Genomic DNA, 18,558 nt, shown 5'->3' with positions numbered 1-18,558 from the left:
GCTCTAGCGAAGACCCGTCTTGCGCGTCAGCGCCAGGTGGATGAGCTCGTCGATCAGCTCGCCATAGGCCAAACCGGATGCTGCCCACATTTGCGGGTACATGCTTTTGGGCGTGAAGCCAGGCATGGTGTTGATCTCATTGATGATCAGTTCGCCGGCGGGGGTGTAAAAGAAGTCGACGCGGCTGAGGCCCTCGGCTCCCACGGCATCGAAGGCGACGGCTGCAAGTTCGCGCACACGGGCGATGGCTTCGTCCGGCATGTCGGCAGGGCAGCTAAGCGCTGCGGCACCATCGTCAACGTACTTGGCCGCAAAGTCGTAGAACTGGTGCTCCCCAACGGCCACGGCGATTTCACCGGGCATGGAGGTCCGCGGCGTGTCTGTGCCGCGTCCTTGGAGAACGGCACACTCGATCTCCCGGCCCACAATGCCGGCTTCAATGACCAGCTTCAGGTCATGGCGACGGGCTTCTTCAACCGCGACGTCCAGTTCCTCCATCGAATCCACCTTTGAGATTCCCATGGATGAACCTGCCCGCGCGGGTTTGACGAACACCGGGAAGCCCAGTTTGTCCACGCGCTTGCGGACAGCCTCGGCATCCGTGAGCCATTCGCGGTCCGTAACAGCGATGTAGGGACCTACGTTCAGTCCGGCGGCTTCGAAGACCACCTTCATGAAGTGCTTGTCCATGCCGACCGCGGAGGCCAGGACACCGGCACCCACATAGCGGGTGTCCGACAATTCAAGAAGGCCCTGGACGGTTCCGTCCTCGCCCCATGGACCATGAAGGAGCGGGAAGACAACGTCCACGGACCCCAGCTCCTGGGGAACGGCGTTGGGTTCGGTCACGATGAGCTGATGTGCTCCACCGACTTCGGCCAGGGTCACAGTCTTGCCCGAGGGTGCTACCTCAGGAAGCGCAGCGGAGCTCAAGGACCACTGGCTGGTGTCGCCCGACGCCAGCACCCACTGACCCGACTTGGCGATGCCAATGGGAATGACCTCGTACTTGTTCTTGTCGATGGCCCCCATGACACCGGCAGCCGTGACGCAACTGACGGCATGTTCACTGGAACGCCCGCCAAAGAGGATCGCTACGCGCGGACGGACGCCTGCGCTGTTGGTGGTTTCTTCAGTCACTATCAGTAGTCGCCTTCGGACTTCAGTGCCCGGGCCAGCAGTCGCGGCCCCAGGTCATCAACGGACATTCTGCCTTCAAGCACCGCCACAACGGCTGCTGTGATGGGCATTTCGACATTCAACTTGCCAGCGAGTTCATGAACGGCAGGACCGGACTTGATGCCTTCAGCGGTCTGGGTCATATGTTCGGCCACTTCTTCCAGGCTGAGCCCTTCGCCCAGCAGCCGGCCCGCTGTGTGATTCCTCGAAAGGGCGGATGAGCAAGTAGCCACGAGATCGCCGAGGCCTGCGAGGCCAGCCATGGTGTGCGCTTCCCCGCCGAGTGCCAAGGCCAGGCGCGAGGTCTCGGCGAGTCCGCGGGTAATGACGGAAGCCTTGGTGTTGTCACCCATCTGACGGCCTTCGCAGATACCCACGGCAAGCGCGATCACGTTCTTGACGATCCCACCGATTTCCACGCCCACAACGTCGGTGCTGGTGTAGGGCCGGAAGTACGGTGCCGTGCAGCACAGGGCAATCGCAGCCGCGGTGTCCGCGTCACTGCAGGCCACAACGGAGGCCGTTGGTTGTTCCCTTGCGATTTCCATCGCAAGGTTGGGGCCGGAAACGACAGCTACCCGCGAGGCTGGGAGGCCAAGCTCCTGCGCAATGACTTCGCTCATCCTGGCGTCCGTACCCAGTTCCAAGCCCTTCATCAGGGACACAACCACGGCATCGGGCGCCAGCAACGGTTTCCACTCACCCAGTTGCGGCCTCAGGGATTGGGCCGGAACCGCGAGGACCACCAACGTGGCGTCTTTGAGTACCTCTGCCACATCTGTGGATGCACTGACGGACGCCGGAAGTTCAATGTCTTTCAGGTACTGCTCGTTGCGGTGCGAAGAGTTGATCTGCTCCACGACTTCGGTGCGACGTCCCCAGATCCGGATGGTGCGCTTAGCGCCAGTGGCTTCAGCAGCATCTGCCAGGACCTTGGCAAAGGTGGTGCCCCACGATCCTGCGCCCAACACGGCCACGATGTCCGGCGCGTCTACCGGGCCTTGCAGTGTGGTCATTTGCCCTCCTCCGGTTCCGGCGCGTCAGAGGATCCCCGCTCAACGAAGCGGCCATGCTTGGACTGCTTATGAACAGCCGGATCCCACCGTTCGGCGGGGGCAGGCTCATCGCGCAGGGTGGCCAGGAGTTCCGTGATGGCGTCCATGATGACTTCTGTTGCCTCAGTCAGCGTGGCGCGGTCCATCGGCCGGTCGGAAAAGGCACTGAGGTCCACTGGTTTGCCCACCACGACGCGTACCGTTTTGCGCGGAAAAATGTGGAATCGCTTGGCATAGCGCGGGAAGACTTCATGTGCACCCCAGTGTGCCATTGGCACTACGGGGGCACCTGTCTGCAGGGCAAGCCTGGCGGCACCCGTGTGTCCCTTCATGGGCCACAGATCGGGATCCCGGGTCAGGGTTCCCTCGGGATAGATGATGATGGCGCCGCCGGCATCCACAACCTCTTTGGCGATTTGCAGCGAGCGGTTCGCTCCCGCCGTCGAGCGTTCAACCGGGATCTGCCTCGTCGCATGGAGCAAGGCTCCCAGCACTGGGACTTTGAAAAGGCCCGTCTTCGCCAGAAAGTGCGGCGGACGCTTCTGGTTGTACACCAAGTGCCCGATCACGACGGGGTCGATCTCGGTGCAGTGGTTTGGCACGGCAATGAAGCCACCGGATGGAAGGTTTTCGAGGCCCTCCCACTTCTTGGCCATCAGGATGTTCATCAACGGGCGCGCGAGGCCCGCCAGCAGCATGAACGTGGCACGGCTCTTGGCCGATTCCTTCAAAGGATCCCCCGCTACTTGGTGGTGGTGATATCGAAATCGGCGCCCAAGCCGGCCAGCTTCTCGGTAAAGCGCTCGTAACCGCGGTTAATGATGTCGATGCCCGTGACACGGGAGGTGCCCGTAGCAGCCAAGGCCGCGATGAGGTGGCTGAAGCCGCCACGGAGATCGGGGATGTCGATGTCGGTGCCCCGGAGCGGCGTCGGGCCCGAAATCACGGCGGAGTGCAGGAAGTTCCGCTGTCCGAACCGGCACGGCACACTGCCCAAGCACTCGCGGTGAACCTGAATGTTGGCACCCATCCGGGCCAGGGCATCAGTGAACCCGAAGCGGTTCTCGTAAACAGTTTCGTGAACAATCGAAACTCCCTCAGCCTGGGTCAGCGCAACCACCAGGGGCTGCTGCCAGTCCGTCATGAAGCCGGGGTGCACGTCCGTCTCCAGGACCAGCGGGGAGAGCTTGCCGCCTTGGTGGTAGAAACGGATACCGTCGTCACCGATATCCATCCCTCCGCCCACTTTGCGGTACGTGTTCAGGAACGTCATCATGTCCCGCTGCGAAGCACCCTCAACAAAGATGTCGCCTCGGGTAACCAAGGCAGCGGAAGCCCAGGAGGCTGATTCGTTGCGGTCAGGGAGCGCACGATGGTTGTATCCGCGAAGGTCCTTGACACCCTCAATCCGAATGGTGCGGTCCGTCTGGACGCTAATGATGGCGCCCATTTTCTGCAGGACCGCAATGAGGTCAATGATCTCGGGCTCAGTTGCCGCCCCGATGAGTTCCGTGATGCCTTCGGCGCGGGTTGCGCTGAGCAGAACCTGCTCCGTGGCACCAACCGACGGATACGGAAGGGAGATCTTGGCTCCATGGAGACCGTGCGGGGCGGAGATGTGGATGCCGCCTGGGCGTTTCTCCACCACTGCACCGAACTGGCGGAGCACGTTCAAATGGTAGTCAATGGGCCTGTCGCCGATCTTGCAGCCGCCCAGATCAGGGATGAAGGCTTCACCGATGGCGTGGATCAGGGGTCCACACAAAAGGATGGGAATCCTGGAATCGCCTGCATGGGCGTCAATGGCCGTGCTGGAGGCCGTCTTGGCATCCTTGGGGTCCAAGGTGAGGTCCCCCGTGACCGGATCCTTCGCAACGGTCACACCGTGCAGCTGCAGCAGGCTGGTGACAACCTCTACGTCCTTGATTTCCGGCACGTTCCTCAGCACCGATGGTTCGCTGCCCAGCAACGCCGCCACCATGGCTTTGGGCACCAGGTTCTTGGCACCACGAACGGTCACTCGTCCAGTTAACGGGACCCCACCGCGGATTGTCAGAACACTACTCATCTATACCGGTTTCCTCACGACTACTCGCCCCCCAAACTTACAAAGGCTCCAGCTAAGCATAGAAGCTCGCGTTACCGAACCGAAATGGACGCACCCGGCGGCCAGGGTCTCATGCATCAGTTGAACGTTGACGAAAAAGGACCGGCAAGCACCCTCAAACGGGGCCCACCGGTCCTTTTTCCGCATAGTTGCGCCACTAAAACATGGAGTTATCCAGCATCAACTTTCGCGGGAAGCGTCTTCGGCTTGAAGGACGGACGGGTGGCCTCGTATGCGGTGATGTCTTCTTCGTGCTGAAGAGTCAGGCCGATGTCATCGAGGCCTTCCAGGAGGCGCCAGCGGGTGTAATCGTCAATATCGAACGGAGCCACGATGTTGCCGCACTCCACGGTCTTGCTGACCAGGTCCACCTTCACCTCAGTGCCCGGGTGGTTTTCCAGGACCTTCCAGATCAGTTCAATGTCGTCCTGTGCCACCTGGGCTGCGAGGAGCCCCTGCTTTCCGGAGTTGCCCCGGAAAATATCGGCGAAACGGGAGGACAGGACGGCTTTGAAGCCGTAGTCCTTCAAGGCCCAGACTGCGTGCTCGCGTGATGATCCAGTGCCGAAATCGGGTCCGGCAACCAGCACGGAGCCAGCGCTGAACGGGGCCTGGTTGAGGATGAAGGATTCATCCTTGCGCCAGGCGGCGAACAAGGCGTCTTCGAAGCCTGTGCGCGTGATGCGCTTAAGGTATACAGCGGGGATGATCTGGTCGGTGTCCACGTTGCTCTGGCGCAACGGCACGCCGATGCCGGTGTGGGTAGTGAAAGCTTCCATGGGATCCTCCTAGACTGCGATTCCGGTCAATGTGCCTGCAGGAGCGGACTCAAGGTCCGACGGCGAGCTCAACGTGCCGCGCACGGCCGTGGCTGCGGCCACCACAGGAGAGACCAGGTGTGTGCGGCCGCCCTTGCCCTGGCGGCCCTCAAAGTTGCGGTTGGACGTCGATGCACAACGCTCCCCCGGCTCCAACTGGTCCGGGTTCATGCCGAGGCACATGGAGCATCCGGCGAAGCGCCACTCGGCACCGAATTCCTTGAAGACCTTGTCCAGGCCTTCGGCTTCGGCTTCCAACCGGACACGCGCCGATCCGGGAACCACCAGCATGCGGACTTTGGGGTCTTTTTCGCGTCCCCGGATGATGTCAGCAGCGGCGCGAAGGTCCTCGATGCGCGAGTTGGTGCAGGATCCCAGGAAGACTGTATCCACGCGGATGTCCTTCATGGGCGTACCTGCTTCCAGGCCCATGTACTGGAGGGCACGTTCGGCAGCAGCCTTGGCGTTTTCGTCGCCGAAGTCTTCCGGAGACGGGACCTTGGCTGAGAGGGAGACGCCTTGCCCAGGGTTGGTACCCCAGGTGACAAACGGTTCCAGGGTGTCGGCGTCCAGGTCAACCTCGACATCGAAGGTCGCATCGGCGTCGGTGTGGAGGGTATTCCAATACTCGACGGCGGCATCCCAGTCCGCGCCTTCCGGTGCGTGGGGACGGCCCTCCATGTAGTCGTAGGTGGTCTGGTCCGGAGCCACCATGCCGGCGCGGGCGCCGGCTTCGATGGACATGTTGCAGATGGTCATGCGGGCGTCCATGGACAGCGCACGGATTGCGGAACCGCGGTATTCCAGGACGTACCCCTGTCCGCCGCCGGTGCCGATCTTGGCGATAACGGCCAGGATGATGTCTTTGGCGGTGACGCCGGGACGCAGGGTGCCTTCAACGTTGATGGCCATGGTCTTGAACGGCTTCAAGGACAGCGTCTGTGTCGCCATGACGTGTTCAACCTCGGATGTACCAATTCCCATGGCCAGCGCCCCGAAGGCGCCGTGGGTTGAGGTGTGGGAGTCGCCGCAAACCACCGTCATGCCTGGCTGGGTCAGGCCCAGCTGCGGTCCCACGACGTGCACAATGCCCTGTTCCTTATCCCCCAGCGAGTGGAGGCGGACGCCGAATTCCCTGCAGTTGGCGCGCAGGGTTTCAATCTGGGTGCGGCTCGTCAGGTCGGCGATTGGCTTGTCGATGTCCAGCGTCGGAGTGTTGTGGTCCTCCGTGGCAATGGTGAGGTCGACGCGGCGCAGAGGCCGGCCGGCCAGCCGCAGGCCTTCAAATGCCTGCGGGGAAGTCACTTCATGGACGAGGTGCAGGTCGATGAAGAGAAGGTCGGGCTGGGCATTGGCTCCTTCGCCTTCGCCTTTGCGCACTACGTGCGCATCCCAGACTTTCTCGGCCAGTGTCTTTCCCACGGCCTTGCTCCCTTCACTGCGGTTGGATGTAGGCCATCCACTTGAATTGTTCTTCATCTACTGAAGCAGGACGGTTGTGAAATAGGCCAGTGAAACAACTTGCATCTCAGATAATGAGACGGCAATATCATTACATGGACAATTCTAGTGGAGTCGGTGTCATTGACAAAGCGGCCCAAGTACTCGATGCCCTCGAGGCCGGGCCTACGACACTCGCACAACTTGTAGCGGCTACGGGGCTTGCCCGGCCTACGGTTCACCGGCTCGCGCTGGCCTTGGTGCATCACAGGTTGGTGAGCCGCGACATCCAAGGACGCTTTGTCCTGGGCAGCCGCTTGGTGGAGCTCGCCTCCGCTGCCGGTGAAGACCGGCTTATCGCCTCTGCCGGTCCGGTCCTCATCCAGCTGCGCGATGCAACGGGAGAGAGTGCCCAGATCTTCCGCAGGCAGGGTGACTGGCGCGTCTGCGTAGCGTCGGCCGAACGCCCCATCGGCCTGCGCGACACCATCCCGGTGGGCACGCAGCTGTCCATGAAGGCCGGCTCCGCCGCCCAGGTCCTGCTGGCGTGGGAGGACCACGACCGCCTCCTGGACGGGCTCCAGAATGCCCGCTTCACGCCCACCGTCCTGGCAGGAGTACGACGCCGGGGCTGGGGTCAGAGCCTCGGCGAACGCGAGCCTGGGGTCGCCTCGGTTTCCGCACCCGTTCGCGGCCCCTCCGGCCGAGTTATTGCGGCTGTGTCCATTTCGGGGCCCATTGAGCGGCTGACCCGCCAGCCGGGCCGCCTGCACGCCGAAGTGGTCTGCAACGCCGCCCGGGTGCTGACGGATGCCCTGCGGAAGAACAACGACTAGCGTGAACAGCTACGCAGTGTTCCTCCGCGGCGTCAATGTGGGCGGCATCAACATCAAGATGGCCGACCTCAAGGCTGCCCTTCAGGACTACCCGTTCGCCAAGGTCAAAACCCTCCTGGCCAGCGGAAACGTCGTGCTGCAGAGCGAGCTCAAGGCCCAAGAAGTCAAGGCGCAGTTCGAGCAGTGCCTGCGGAAGACCTTCGGCTACGACGCCTGGGTGGTGGTCCTCGCATCAGCAAGGGTGGCCGAACTCGTGGAGGCCTGCCCCTACCCGGCTGACGACAAATCCACCCACAGCTACATCACCCTGGCCTCCGATACCGCGATGCTGGATGAACTCTTTGAGGCAGGCGAGGGCCTTGAGGATGTGGAGCAGGTGCGCCTTGGGCCGGAAGCCTCGGCATGGCTGGCCCCGGCCGGCGGCACGCTGGACAGCCCTTTCAGCAAGCTCTCGGCCAAGGCCCGCTACAAGGCAAGCACCACAACCAGGAACCTCCGCACGCTGATCAAAGTCCGGGACGCAGCAGCGGCACTTTAAGTCTGGCGCGCAGCCTTCAGTGCCGCATTAAACGCTTTCAACCGCGTGATTTCCACGTCAACGGGATCAACAATTCTCTGCCCGGCCACCGCTGCCACCGCGGCCTTCAACCGCTTGGCTGCGCCGGATGCACGGGCTTTGGCCGCCCAACCGCCCAGGATCCTCCCGGCAATCGCCAGGACAATGCCCAACACGACTCCTGCAGCGACCATGAGCGTGGGCCACGGCCACCCCTCCGTTCGTGGCACCTCGGGGACTGGCATCTGGAAGTAGCCAAGGATGGCCAGCACACCGAGCCATCCAAGGCCACCCACTGCGAGCAGAAGCGCAAGCCATTGCAGGGTGTTGAAAAGAATCCACCACAGGGGACGCTTCGTCGCCTTCAGGTCCGTACCGGCAATAGCTTGATCCAACGCATCGGGCAGCTGTTCGCGGCCCTCCCGTGCGGCCCCACGGATGGCTGCGCGCCACGGACCGGGAGCGCCCGCGGACGCATCATCCGCAAAATCCCTGACAGCGGCATCCGTCCGTGCACGCTCGGGTGCACCGGCCGGAGGCAAGGACGTCCGGCTGAGTTCAGGCAGGGTATCCGCCTTGCCGAGGTTCAGCCTGCGCAAGGGGTCCGGCCTGAAACGCAATAGCCACCGCGTAACGGGCCACCCCGTCCTCTTGGCTGACTCCCTCTTGAAGGATCGCTCGACGGCATCCACCACAACCGGTACGTTTGCCGCCGTCGCAAGTTCCGAGGCGAGGCGCGCCTTCGAGCTTCCCTTGATGCCGCGGGCTTCACCGTCGCCGGAGGCGCGTGCGAGCCCAGCGGCAGCCTTCGCTACATCCGCCGCGAGGCGCTGGGTTGTTGCCTCCCTCTGGACAACGACGTTCCTGATGGCACCCCGGACAGTATCGACGCCAGCGCCCGTCAACGCTGACGCGCCCACAACACGGACCTTGTCCAAGCCGTCGCCAGCCAGGATCTCCTCCAAGGACTGCATCACAGCAGAGGCATCGGCAGCACCCAGCGTGTCCACCTGGTTCAGCACAACCAAGGTGACGGCGCCGTGGGAAGCCATGGGTCGAAGGAAGTCATTGTGCACCGCGGCGTCAGCGTACTTTTGCGGGTCCAGCACCCACACAAGGACATCGACCATGCCCGCCATGCGTTGGACTATTTCCCTGTTTTCCACCCGTGTGGAATCGAAGTCCGGGAGGTCCAGAAGCACGAGTCCGCTGCCCTCATCGGCAAGGCCCGGAACGGGTGGCAGCGTGTGCCGTTCCTTGACATCCAACCAGTCGAGCAGTGGTCCACTGCCGTCTTCGCCCCAAATTCCCGCCAGCGGCTGGGAGGTTGTGGGGCGTCGGGCAGCCGCAGTGGCCAGCCCGCTGCCGGACACTGCGTTGAACAACGACGACTTGCCGCTGCCCGTGGCCCCGAAAAAGCCCACTACCGTGTGTCCTGCGGACAACGACCGGCGGGACGCAGCACGCTCCAGGATGTCGTAGACGGATTGCAATTCCTGATCGGGAAGTACCCCCTCGGCGAGTTCGCGGGCGGTGTTGAGCGACTCCAGGCGACGCTGCAGCTGGGAAGACTCGCGGACCTGGCTGTGGCGGCTCATGCAGCATCCGCCAGCCGGCGCAGCGCCTCGGCATGCCCGGCCAAGTGGTTGCCGGCGCTGGGATGGGCAGCCTCGAGCCGGCTGAAGAACCGTTCCCGCTCATCGTCAAGCAGCCGCTGGCATTGAGTGTGCAGGTCATCCCTTGCTTGCTGGGCCAAACGGCGGACCGCATCTTCGCCGAACACCGCTTCCAACAGCTTCTGGCCAACCACTGCCGTTCCCCCGGCGATACCGATCTCCAGGCCGCTCAAGCCCGCAGTCATCGAGAACACCACCACCATGAGCGCGGCACCAAGCCCATTGACGCCGAAGGACAACCACCGGGCCTGGGTCCGTTTCCCCTGGCCCTGGGTGCGGATCATCTCCATCAGGCCCTCCTGCCAGGACCGGATGGCAGCAGCGGTCTTCGCATCGAAGCCGTCGCTGGTTCCGGACAAGTCATCGGCGCCGAGGAGTTGACGGCCCGCGGTATCCAGGCGCCATCGCCTGTCCACGTTTTCTGCCGCGTTGGCGGCTTCATCCAGGATCACGGCCTGCAGCCCGGTCTCGATGGCCGTCTCGACCTTAACCGCGGGAGCGGGCTCTCCACGGAAAAAGGCGCCCACGCGGTCGCGGAAACGGCCGATGTTCTGTTCGACAGCCCGGAAGAACTCCCCAGTCCCCACAAAGTCCTGCCACCGTGCCAGGACTTCACCACGCAGGAGTGCTCCGTCCTTGGTCGCCTCAAGAATCCGCGAGAGCGCTTGCTCATACTCCGCTACGCAGATCGCCTGGAGTTCATGGGCGGCCGCATCCTGCGCCGCAGCGGCGGCGGCGATTCCTTCCAAACGGACGCTGACTGATTTCACGGCTCCGTTGAGTGTCCGCCTGGCGACATCCGCCCTTCCCGCCGCATTGGCGGCCAGGGCTCCCAACCATTGACGCAAGGGGGCCACAGACTCCGCAGGGAGCATTCCGAACGCATCCAAGGCGCTTTCCGGGACGACGAAGAGCTTCGCATCACCGAGCCCTTGACGGTCCAGCATTGCCTGAAGGTCGGTCCTCACTTCGTCTTCGGCGGCAGGTGGTACCCGGTCCAGGACCACGGCAACGGTGATGTCCCGCGAGGCCGCGTCCAGCAGCAGCCGCCAGGGGACGGCATCGGCGTAACGGTTTGCCGTGGTAACGAATACCCAGAGGTCGGCTGCGGCCAGCAACTGTCCTGCCAGCCTTCGGTTGTCATCGGAGATCGAGTCGACGTCGGGCGCGTCCAGAAGCGCGATTCCCTGAGCGACAGAATCGTGTCCCAGCAGCACCAAAGAGGTGATCGCCTGCGCATCCGGGGCGGCACCTGCCTGGTTGGCCGGCACCGGACTGGCTGAAACAGTCCCGCGGATCCGTTTCAGACTTGGAAGTATCCTGTGGCCTTCAAACCACCTTGAGTCTTGCGGGTGGTGCAAAAGAATGGGCTGGCGCGTCGTGGGCCTGATGGCGCCTGCACGGGTTACCGGGTAGCCGATCAGGGCATTGACCAGCGTAGACTTTCCCGCCCCCGTGGAACCGCCCACCACGGCCAGCAGTGGAGCATCCAGGCTGCGGTACCGGGGAATGACGTAATCGTCGAGCTGCGCCAATGATTCACGGATCCACTGGCGGGCTTCCTGCGCTTCCGGCACGGCGAGCGGAAGCGTGGTGGCCGCAAGTTCCGCACGGGCAGCTTCCAAGGTGTCGACGGCGGCCGCCGCACCTTGTGGCGCGGGAGGCGGTACGGGGGTCTCCGCCTTTGCGGGGTCTTGGTTTGCAGTCACAGCATCATCATGCCAGCCAGTTCCCGGGCACGAGCGCCGGGCAGCGCGCAAAGGGCAAAAAGAAATCCCCCGGAACATGGGTTCCGGGGGATTCATTGTGACCCCAGCGGGATTCGAACCCGCGTTACCGCCGTGAGAGGGCGGCGTACTAGGCCGCTATACGATGGGGCCTTGCACTTTTTTGTCGCCGTTTCCGGCGATCAAGCTGAATGAGTATTTCATACTTTCAGCTTCGCTCCAAATCGCTTCAGCGGCTTGGAGGTTCCGAATTTCCAGCGTATTCACGCGGATTTTCAGAGCTGGGATACCAGGACTCGAACCTAGAATGACGGTACCAGAAACCGTAGTGTTGCCAATTACACCATATCCCAAAGTGACTTTTGGACCGGAGTTCCCCGCTTCAGTTTCCCTCAGCTTTTCCCTCCGTGCCCCTCAGCACGAGTAATGACTCTACCGGAGTCTTGCCACCTGCACAAATCGGGAAGCCGTTACCTGCATCACATGGATCTGGCGCTGCTGGGAGCCGCCACCAGAAGCCGCGAGAGGGAATCCACCTGGCGTCCGCTGAACTCTTCCACTACTTCCCCGGTCCTGTTAAGCCACACTCCCACCAGGCCGGCTGCCGTTGCACCGTCGGCATCGAGGAGCCGGTTATCGCCAACGTAGAGGGTCTCCCCCGGATGTGTCCCAAGGAGGCGCACACCTTCAAGATAGATGGCCGGATCCGGTTTGGGCACGCCCACCGTGTCCGTTCCCACCAGGATTTTGATCCTTGACAGGCCGGCGCCGTCCAGCTTGGCCCGCTGGTAGTCGTGCACGTTATTGCTGACGGCTCCATAGGGGACGCCCGCGGCATCGAGTGCGTCCAGCACTCCTTCCACATCGTCAAAGGCCCGCACGTACGCCGTCTGGCGCTGGTGATACTCGGTAACCCAAGCCTGCGCATCCTCGCCGTCGTCGAGCTCCACGCCAAAGTGTCCCAAAGCAGCCCTGCCGCGGAGCAGTCGTTGCTCGTTGAACGTCAACTCTCCGGCCAGGTAACGGTCGTAGAAGTGAGTGGTTTCGTGCGTAAAGATACGCCCGAACTTCACCCACCCGGCCTGGTCCAGGCCGGGCAGGAGATGTTCGCTGACGTCGCGCAGTGCCGTTGTCATGGCGTACTCAAGGTCCACCAGGGTGTCATCGATGTCGAACAGGACACCGCGGATCGTGCCGAAAGAACTTGCGATAGCCATGACTGCTTCCGTTGCTAGCCGCGGAAAGCGCGAACGCGGGCCAGTGAGGAATCCTTGCCGAGGATCACCATCGACTCGAACAGCGGCGGGGAGATACGGCGGCCTGAGATGGCCGTTCGCACGGGTCCAAACGCGGCCCGGGGCTTGATGCCCAGATCTTCCACGAGGGCCTGCTTGAGCGCCGTCTGGATGTTCTCGGCGTTCCACTCATCGATAGGCTCCAGCGCAGCCAAGGCAGCGTCCAGGACCTCTTCCAGGTTGGCAGGGAGTCCCTTGCGGGCATCATCGGCAACGTCAATGGCATCGTCGGCTTTGAACAGGAAAGCCAGCATCTCGGGAGCCTCGCCCAGGAGGGTAATACGCTCCTGAACCAGCGGAGCTGCCTCTGCCAGGATCTCTTCCTGCCGCGGCGTGAGGATTTCCCCCACGAAGCCGGCAGCGCGGAGGTAGGGAACCAGGCGTTCTTTGAAATCCTCGGGGGCGAGCATGCGAACGTGGGTTCCGTTGATGGCTTCTGCCTTCTTGATGTCGAAGCGCGCGGGGTTGCCCAGGACATCGTGGATGTCGAAGTTGGCCACCAGCTGCTCCACCGTGAAGATGTCCTCGTCTGCGCTGAGCGACCAGCCCAGCAGGGACAGGTAATTGAGGAGGCCCTCGGGGATGAAGCCACGCTCGCGGTGCAGGAACAGGCTGGACTCGGGGTCACGCTTGGAAAGCTTCTTGTTGCCCTGGCCCATCACGTACGGAAGGTGGCCGAATTCCGGCATGTACTCCGCAACGCCAATGGCGTACAGGGCGCGGTACAGTGCGATCTGGCGCGGGGTGGAGCTCAGGAGGTCCTCGCCGCGCAACACATGGGTGATCCCCATGAGCGCATCATCCACCGGGTTGACCAGGGTGTACAGCGGGGCACCATTGGCGCGGACCACTGCGAAGTCGGGCACGGAGCCGGCCTTGAACGTGATCTCGCCGCGGACCAGGTCGTTGAACGTCAGGTCCTCGTCCGGCATGCGGAGGCGCAGTACAGCTTCCCGGCCTTCGGCCTTGAACTGGGCCAGCTGCTCTTCCGTGAGGTGGCGGTCAAAGCCGTCGTAGCCCAGCTTCGGATCACGGCCGGCTGCCTTGTGGCGGGCTTCGATCTCGTCCGGGGTCGAGTAGGACTCGTAGACGTGTCCCCCGTCCTTGAGCTTGGCGATGACGTCCTGGTAGATATCGCCACGCTGCGACTGCCGGTATGGCTCGTGCGGTCCGCCAACCTCTACGCCCTCATCCCAGTTGATGCCCAGCCACTTGAGGGCATCCAAGAGCTGGTGGTAGCTCTCTTCGCTGTCACGGGCAGAATCCGTGTCCTCGATGCGGAAGATCAGCTTGCCACCGGTGTGGCGCGCATAGGCCCAGTTGAACAAGGCGGTGCGGATCAGGCCAACGTGCGGCGTTCCCGTGGGTGACGGGCAGAAACGGACGCGGACCGGAGTCTCGGCGTTGACGGCAGGGATGGCGCTGGGGGCAGCGTTCGACGCAGAAGCAGTAGTCATAGTGGTTCCAACTTTACCGCTTGGCATCGCTTTGGTTTTCCGGCTGGAAGCGCCCGACGGCGGCGCGCACCTTTCGTATGAAAGGCGCGCGCCGCCGTCGAGGACTGGCGTGTGGCTGGGCGCCTAGCGGCGGACCACCGGGTTGGAAAGCCGGCCGATGCCTTCGATCTCCACCTCAAAGCGGTCGCCCTCGCTGACCAGGCCGACGCCGGCCGGGGTGCCGGTCATGATGACATCCCCCGGGAGCAGGGTGAAGGCGTGCGAAACGATCGAAACGAGCTCGCGGACGCCCCGGATCATCTGGTTGGTGCTGCCGTCCTGGCGGAGCTCACCGTTAAGGCGTCCTTGGATGGACAGGTCTTCATGGTCGAGCTCGGTTTCGATCCACGGGCCGAGCGGCGCCGAGGTGTCGAAGCCTTTGGCGCGGGCCCACTGGAGGTCGGTCTTTTGGACGTCGCGGGCAGTGAGGTCGTTGCCGCAGGTGTAGCCGAAGATGACATCATCCGCGCGGTCCTCGGGAACGTCCTTGCAGATGCGGCCGATGACAACGCAGAGCTCGGCCTCGAAGGAAACCTCCTCCGAGAATTCGGGAAGGATGATGGGATCGTTGGGACCGATCACCGAGGTGTTGGGCTTGAGGAAGAGCAGTGGTTGCTGCGGAACCTCATTGCCGAGTTCGGCGGCGTGCTCGGCAAAGTTCCGGCCTACGCCAATGACCTTGCTGCGCGGAATGATGGGCGCGAGGAGCCGCACGTCCTCGAGCTTGTGCTTCACATGGGTACGTTCAACACCGTTGAAGAAGGGGTCGCCGTTGATGACAGTGATTTCCTCACTGCCGGGCTCGCCTTCAACGACGCCGTAAAGGGGATCAGAATCAACTACAAACCGGGCGATACGCATGGGCTCAAGCCTACAGTCAGGCCCTAGCTGCGAAGGTAATCCAACTGCGCTGCGACGGAAGTCTCGGCCGCCCACCTGACCGATGGGTCAACGTCGGGATATACGGCATCGGTCACCGCAGCGATCGGGGCATCCTGCCCCAGGTTTTCCAGCGCTGCCCTGATCTGGTCGAGGCGCTGCTCCCGGTGGGCGCGGTACTCGCGGCATTTCTCATCCAGAGCCGCAAGCGCCGGGCCGTGCGCGGGCAAGAGGATCGCGGGTCCCAAGGCTTCCAAACGATCCAAGCTCGCAAGGTAGTCCCCCAGCCTGCCGTCGGGATAATCCAGAACCGTCGTGCCGCGGCCCAGGATGGTGTCGCCTGTCAGGACCGAGCCATGCGGGCCGTCGCCGGGGAGGTGGAAGCAGACCGAATCAGAGGTATGGCCCGGGGTCGCCACCACTCGGATTTCGACGCCTCCAGCCATCAGGACTTCACCGTCCGTGAGAGGTTCGCCGCCGTGACAGTGCTCAGGCAATACCGCGCGGACCGGCGCCCCGGAGAGTTCATGGAAACGCGCTGACGCCTCGGTATGGTCGGCGTGCCGGTGAGTGATGAGCACAACGTCCACAACGCCTGCCGCTGCCAACACCGTCAAGTGCTGTTCGTCTTCCGGGCCCGGGTCCACCACAGCCACGTGGCCCGAGGCTGGCTCCCCAATGACATAGGAATTGGTACCGTCCAGACTCATCGGCCCCGGGTTGGGAGCCAACCGGAAGCGAGTAAGGTCGCTGCTGCGCTGCAGGGAAGAGTCGCCGTCGCTTGGAGAGTTGCCTGCGGTCGCCATTGATTCTGAAGTCACTGTCCCATCTTGACACCGAAGCGACGCTCTCTCACCAATCACCCCCATCCAGCCATCCCTCTCTCACCAAACCACCCTCAAAAGGCCCGACGCCGTCACCCGGCTGTAGTGCCGTCGTCGCCGATTAGAGCGCCTCCCACACGAGGTGAGAGAGCATCCACAAAAAAGCGACGAGAGGTGAGAGAGCATCCGCAAAAAGGCGCCCATTGGTGAGAGAGCATCCGCAAAAAAGCGACGAGAGGTGAGAGAGCATGCGGGAAGCAGAACGGCGGCCCTTCCGCTTGTCTACCAAGGAAAGGCCGCCGTCGTGCGTTTTCAGTTGTGTCAGACAGTCCTAAAGACTAGACCAGCCGGGTCAGCCAGCCATGTTGGTCCTCGACCTTGCCGGTCTGGATGCCCAGAAGCTGCTCGCGGATGGCCATGGTGGTCTCGCCGGCCTTGGCGTCAGCTGAGCCGATGAACTCGGTGGCATCCTTGAGGACACCAATCGGGGTGATCACGGCTGCAGTGCCACAAGCGAAGACCTCGGCGATTTCACCGGAAGCCACGCCGTCACGCCACTCGTCGAGGGTGATCTTGCGTTCGGAGACCTCGCGGCCCATGTCCTTGGCCACCTGGATAACGGACATCCGGGTGACGCCCTCGAGGATGGTGCCGCTGAGGGCGGGAGTGACCAGCGAACCGTCCTTCATGACAAAGAAGACGTTCATGCCGCCGAGTTCTTCCACGGCGTCGTCATTGAAGTGGTCCAGGAAGAGGACCTGCTTGCAACCGTTCGCTTCGGCTTCCTGCTGTGCGATCAAGGAGGCTGCGTAGTTGCCGCCGCACTTCGCTGCGCCCGTACCGCCGCGGCCTGCGCGTGCGTATTCACGGGAGATCCAGATGGAGACCGGCTTCAGTTCTCCACCGAAGTAGTTGCCGGCAGGGGAAGCGATGACGCGGAAGGACACCTCGCGGGCAGCCCGGACACCGAGGAACGCCTCCGTGGCGATCATGAACGGACGAAGGTACAGGGCTTCCCCGTCGCCGGACGGAACCCATTCCTTATCAGCCTGCACGAGTTCGCGGATGGCTCCCAGGAAGTACTCCTCGGGCAGTTCCGGGAGGGCGAGGCGACGCGCGGACTTGTTCAAGCGCGCAGCGTTGGCTTCGGGCCGGAAGGTCCAGACGGAACCGTCAGCGTGACGGTAGGCCTTGAGGCCCTCGAAGATTTCCTGGCCGTAGTGCAGGACCGCGGCCGAAGGGTCCAGGGAGATGGGTCCGTAGGGCTCGATCCGGGCATTCTGCCAACCGCCATTGCCATCGGCGTCAACTTTGTAGTCGACGACGGCGGTGTGGTCGGTGAAGTAATCGCCGAAGCCTGGGTTCGCCAGGACGGCTGCACGCTCCTCAGCAGACTTCGGTGTTTCCGAAAGCTGCTGGCTGAATTCGACGCCATGGGCAGTCTGAGTCATGTTTCCTCCACAGTCAGCTACCTGGCAGGGCGAACCGGGCCCCAAAAAGGGTGTGGTTCAGCGATGGACCAGGGAAGCAGGTAAATAATTCAACACAAGCTTACGCCTGAGTATTGGGCCTAAAGTGCCGCCGCAATAGCGTCACCAATGGCAGCTGTGCTGCGTGGCTCGCCGGTACGGCTCTCGACGTCGGCGACTACTGCCGCCTCGATCTTTCGGGCCGCCGTGGTGTAGCCAAGGTGGTCCAGGAGGAGCACTGCGGAGAGGATGGCCGCAGTGGGGTCGGCTTTCTGCTGACCGGCGATGTCCGGAGCTGAGCCGTGGACGGGTTCAAACATGGAGGGTGCTGTGCGGTCCATGTTGATGTTGCCCGATGCCGCCAAGCCGATACCGCCGGTAATGGCAGCGGCGAGGTCGGTGAGGATGTCTCCGAACAGGTTGTCGGTGACGATGACATCAAAGCGTGAAGGGTCGGTCACCATGAAGATGGTGGCGGCGTCGATGTGCAGGTAGTCGTGGGTGACCTCGGGGAACTCCTGGGCCACGGCCTCTACCGTGCGCTTCCACAGGTGTCCGGCGAAAACCAGCACATTGTGCTTGTGGACGAGCGTGACATGCTTGCGCGGACGCTCGCTGGCACGGCGGAAGGCGTCACGGACAACGCGCTCAACGCCGTAGGCAGTGTTGAGGGAGACTTCGGTGGCCACCTCGTGGGGAGTGCCGCCGCGCAGGGTGCCGCCATTGCCCACGTAGGGACCTTCGGTACCTTCGCGGACCACGATGAAGTCGATGGTGCCGGGGTTCGCCAAGGGGCTGCCGACCGTTCCGTAGAGGCGGGACGGACGCAGGTTTACATAGTGGTCCAGGCTGAATCGGAGCTTGAGCAGCATCTCGCGTTCGATGATCCCGGAGGGGATCCGCGTGTCACCGGGGGCCGCTCCCACAGCACCAAAGAGGATGGCATCGCGGGTGCGCAGGTCTGCCAGGACTTCGTCCGGAAGGGTCTCGCCGGTCTCCAGCCAGTGCTGGGCACCTAGCTTGTAGTTGGTCAGCTCAAGGGAGACGCCTTCTACGGCGACAGCCTTTTCGAGGACCTTGACGGCTTCGGCGATGACCTCGGGGCCAATGCCGTCGCCCGGGATGACAGCGAGATTGATGGACGTTGCACTCATAGGTCTATCTAGCCAAGCAATCCACATGCTGGTCAAAATCGTCTCAT

At 63.0% G+C, this 18,558-nt stretch carries 16 protein-coding genes and 2 tRNA genes; 2 read left to right on the top strand and 16 right to left on the bottom strand.

Annotation, left to right across the window (positions count from 1 at the left end; translation table 11 throughout):
• Positions 1-3: 3 nt before the first annotated feature.
• The 6 genes from N7568_RS13345 to leuC form a co-directional block, all read right to left on the bottom strand.
• Positions 4-1,143, bottom strand: a complete 1,140-nt coding sequence (locus N7568_RS13345) for a D-alanine--D-alanine ligase family protein (RefSeq protein WP_261610328.1) — start codon at positions 1,141-1,143, stop codon at positions 4-6.
• Positions 1,143-2,195: an NAD(P)H-dependent glycerol-3-phosphate dehydrogenase gene (locus N7568_RS13340; protein WP_261610284.1), complete on the bottom strand. Its 1,053-nt coding sequence runs from the start codon at positions 2,193-2,195 to the stop codon at positions 1,143-1,145. The genes N7568_RS13345 and N7568_RS13340 overlap by 1 nt, the downstream gene beginning before the upstream one ends.
• Positions 2,192-2,965, bottom strand: coding sequence for a lysophospholipid acyltransferase family protein (locus tag N7568_RS13335; RefSeq protein ID WP_261610283.1), 774 nt, complete (start codon positions 2,963-2,965; stop codon positions 2,192-2,194). The genes N7568_RS13340 and N7568_RS13335 overlap by 4 nt, the downstream gene beginning before the upstream one ends.
• An 11-nt stretch (positions 2,966-2,976) precedes the next feature.
• Entirely contained in the window at positions 2,977-4,302 is a 1,326-nt protein-coding gene (murA, locus tag N7568_RS13330; protein WP_159702251.1) for a UDP-N-acetylglucosamine 1-carboxyvinyltransferase, read from the bottom strand.
• Between the two features lie 209 nt (positions 4,303-4,511).
• On the bottom strand, positions 4,512-5,120 hold the full coding sequence (gene leuD / locus N7568_RS13325; protein ID WP_261610282.1) for a 3-isopropylmalate dehydratase small subunit: 609 nt from the start codon (positions 5,118-5,120) through the stop codon (positions 4,512-4,514).
• A gap of 9 nt (positions 5,121-5,129) precedes the next feature.
• On the bottom strand, positions 5,130-6,581 hold the full coding sequence (gene leuC / locus N7568_RS13320; protein ID WP_261610281.1) for a 3-isopropylmalate dehydratase large subunit: 1,452 nt from the start codon (positions 6,579-6,581) through the stop codon (positions 5,130-5,132).
• A 134-nt stretch (positions 6,582-6,715) separates the two neighbouring features.
• Between leuC and N7568_RS13315 the strand changes: the two genes are divergently transcribed.
• Positions 6,716-7,435, top strand: coding sequence for an IclR family transcriptional regulator (locus N7568_RS13315; protein WP_261610280.1), 720 nt, complete (start codon positions 6,716-6,718; stop codon positions 7,433-7,435).
• A 1-nt stretch (position 7,436) separates the two neighbouring features.
• Positions 7,437-7,973, top strand: coding sequence for a DUF1697 domain-containing protein (locus tag N7568_RS13310; protein ID WP_261610279.1), 537 nt, complete (start codon positions 7,437-7,439; stop codon positions 7,971-7,973).
• On the opposite strand, the gene N7568_RS13305 is transcribed toward N7568_RS13310, so the two are convergent.
• The 10 genes from N7568_RS13305 to N7568_RS13260 form a co-directional block, all read right to left on the bottom strand.
• On the bottom strand, positions 7,970-9,589 hold the full coding sequence (locus N7568_RS13305) for a GTPase (RefSeq protein WP_261610278.1): 1,620 nt from the start codon (positions 9,587-9,589) through the stop codon (positions 7,970-7,972). The genes N7568_RS13310 and N7568_RS13305 overlap by 4 nt on opposite strands.
• Positions 9,586-11,376, bottom strand: a complete 1,791-nt coding sequence (locus N7568_RS13300; RefSeq protein ID WP_261610277.1) for a dynamin family protein — start codon at positions 11,374-11,376, stop codon at positions 9,586-9,588. The genes N7568_RS13305 and N7568_RS13300 overlap by 4 nt, the downstream gene beginning before the upstream one ends.
• A gap of 98 nt (positions 11,377-11,474) precedes the next feature.
• Positions 11,475-11,547 (bottom strand) — tRNA-Glu (locus N7568_RS13295).
• 128 nt (positions 11,548-11,675) lie between these two features.
• Positions 11,676-11,747, bottom strand: a tRNA-Gln gene (locus tag N7568_RS13290).
• A gap of 126 nt (positions 11,748-11,873) precedes the next feature.
• A complete protein-coding gene (locus tag N7568_RS13285; RefSeq protein ID WP_261610276.1) occupies positions 11,874-12,611 on the bottom strand; it encodes an HAD family hydrolase in 738 nt (245 codons plus the stop codon).
• A gap of 14 nt (positions 12,612-12,625) precedes the next feature.
• Positions 12,626-14,146 carry a glutamate--tRNA ligase gene (gltX, locus tag N7568_RS13280; protein ID WP_261610275.1) on the bottom strand — a complete coding sequence of 507 codons (1,521 nt, stop codon included), beginning with the start codon at positions 14,144-14,146 and terminating at the stop codon, positions 12,626-12,628.
• Between the two features lie 123 nt (positions 14,147-14,269).
• The gene (locus tag N7568_RS13275; RefSeq protein ID WP_011775161.1) at positions 14,270-15,046 is read right to left on the bottom strand and encodes a fumarylacetoacetate hydrolase family protein; all 777 of its coding nucleotides are present in this window, start codon (positions 15,044-15,046) and stop codon (positions 14,270-14,272) included.
• A gap of 23 nt (positions 15,047-15,069) precedes the next feature.
• Entirely contained in the window at positions 15,070-15,870 is an 801-nt protein-coding gene (locus N7568_RS13270; protein ID WP_261610327.1) for an MBL fold metallo-hydrolase, read from the bottom strand.
• Positions 15,871-16,226: 356 nt separating this feature from the next.
• Positions 16,227-17,339: a branched-chain amino acid aminotransferase gene (locus tag N7568_RS13265; RefSeq protein ID WP_261610274.1), complete on the bottom strand. Its 1,113-nt coding sequence runs from the start codon at positions 17,337-17,339 to the stop codon at positions 16,227-16,229.
• 119 nt (positions 17,340-17,458) lie between these two features.
• Positions 17,459-18,511 carry a 3-isopropylmalate dehydrogenase gene (locus N7568_RS13260; protein WP_261610273.1) on the bottom strand — a complete coding sequence of 351 codons (1,053 nt, stop codon included), beginning with the start codon at positions 18,509-18,511 and terminating at the stop codon, positions 17,459-17,461.
• Between the last annotated feature and the right edge of the window lie 47 nt (positions 18,512-18,558).

Origin of the sequence: Paenarthrobacter aurescens, assembly GCF_025421775.1 — a bacterium.
GTDB classification, from domain to species: domain Bacteria; phylum Actinomycetota; class Actinomycetes; order Actinomycetales; family Micrococcaceae; genus Arthrobacter; species Arthrobacter aurescens_B.
Note: the sequence above shows the minus strand (reverse complement) of the source record. Positions and strands in the feature narration are given on the sequence as shown.

What these genes read in the sequence shown, in the direction of transcription:
- N7568_RS13270 (WP_261610327.1), bottom strand. Translation starts at nt 15,870, where the DNA reads ATGGCGACCGCAGGCAACTCTCCAAGCGACGGCGACTCTTCCCTGCAG.
- N7568_RS13340 (WP_261610284.1), bottom strand. Translation starts at nt 2,195, where the DNA reads ATGACCACACTGCAAGGCCCGGTAGACGCGCCGGACATCGTGGCCGTG.
- N7568_RS13315 (WP_261610280.1), top strand. Translation starts at nt 6,716, where the DNA reads ATGGACAATTCTAGTGGAGTCGGTGTCATTGACAAAGCGGCCCAAGTA.
- leuD (WP_261610282.1), bottom strand. Translation starts at nt 5,120, where the DNA reads ATGGAAGCTTTCACTACCCACACCGGCATCGGCGTGCCGTTGCGCCAG.
- N7568_RS13305 (WP_261610278.1), bottom strand. Translation starts at nt 9,589, where the DNA reads ATGAGCCGCCACAGCCAGGTCCGCGAGTCTTCCCAGCTGCAGCGTCGC.
- N7568_RS13260 (WP_261610273.1), bottom strand. Translation starts at nt 18,511, where the DNA reads ATGAGTGCAACGTCCATCAATCTCGCTGTCATCCCGGGCGACGGCATT.
- N7568_RS13285 (WP_261610276.1), bottom strand. Translation starts at nt 12,611, where the DNA reads ATGGCTATCGCAAGTTCTTTCGGCACGATCCGCGGTGTCCTGTTCGAC.
- murA (WP_159702251.1), bottom strand. Translation starts at nt 4,302, where the DNA reads ATGAGTAGTGTTCTGACAATCCGCGGTGGGGTCCCGTTAACTGGACGA.
- N7568_RS13275 (WP_011775161.1), bottom strand. Translation starts at nt 15,046, where the DNA reads ATGCGTATCGCCCGGTTTGTAGTTGATTCTGATCCCCTTTACGGCGTC.
- gltX (WP_261610275.1), bottom strand. Translation starts at nt 14,146, where the DNA reads ATGACTACTGCTTCTGCGTCGAACGCTGCCCCCAGCGCCATCCCTGCC.
- N7568_RS13265 (WP_261610274.1), bottom strand. Translation starts at nt 17,339, where the DNA reads ATGACTCAGACTGCCCATGGCGTCGAATTCAGCCAGCAGCTTTCGGAA.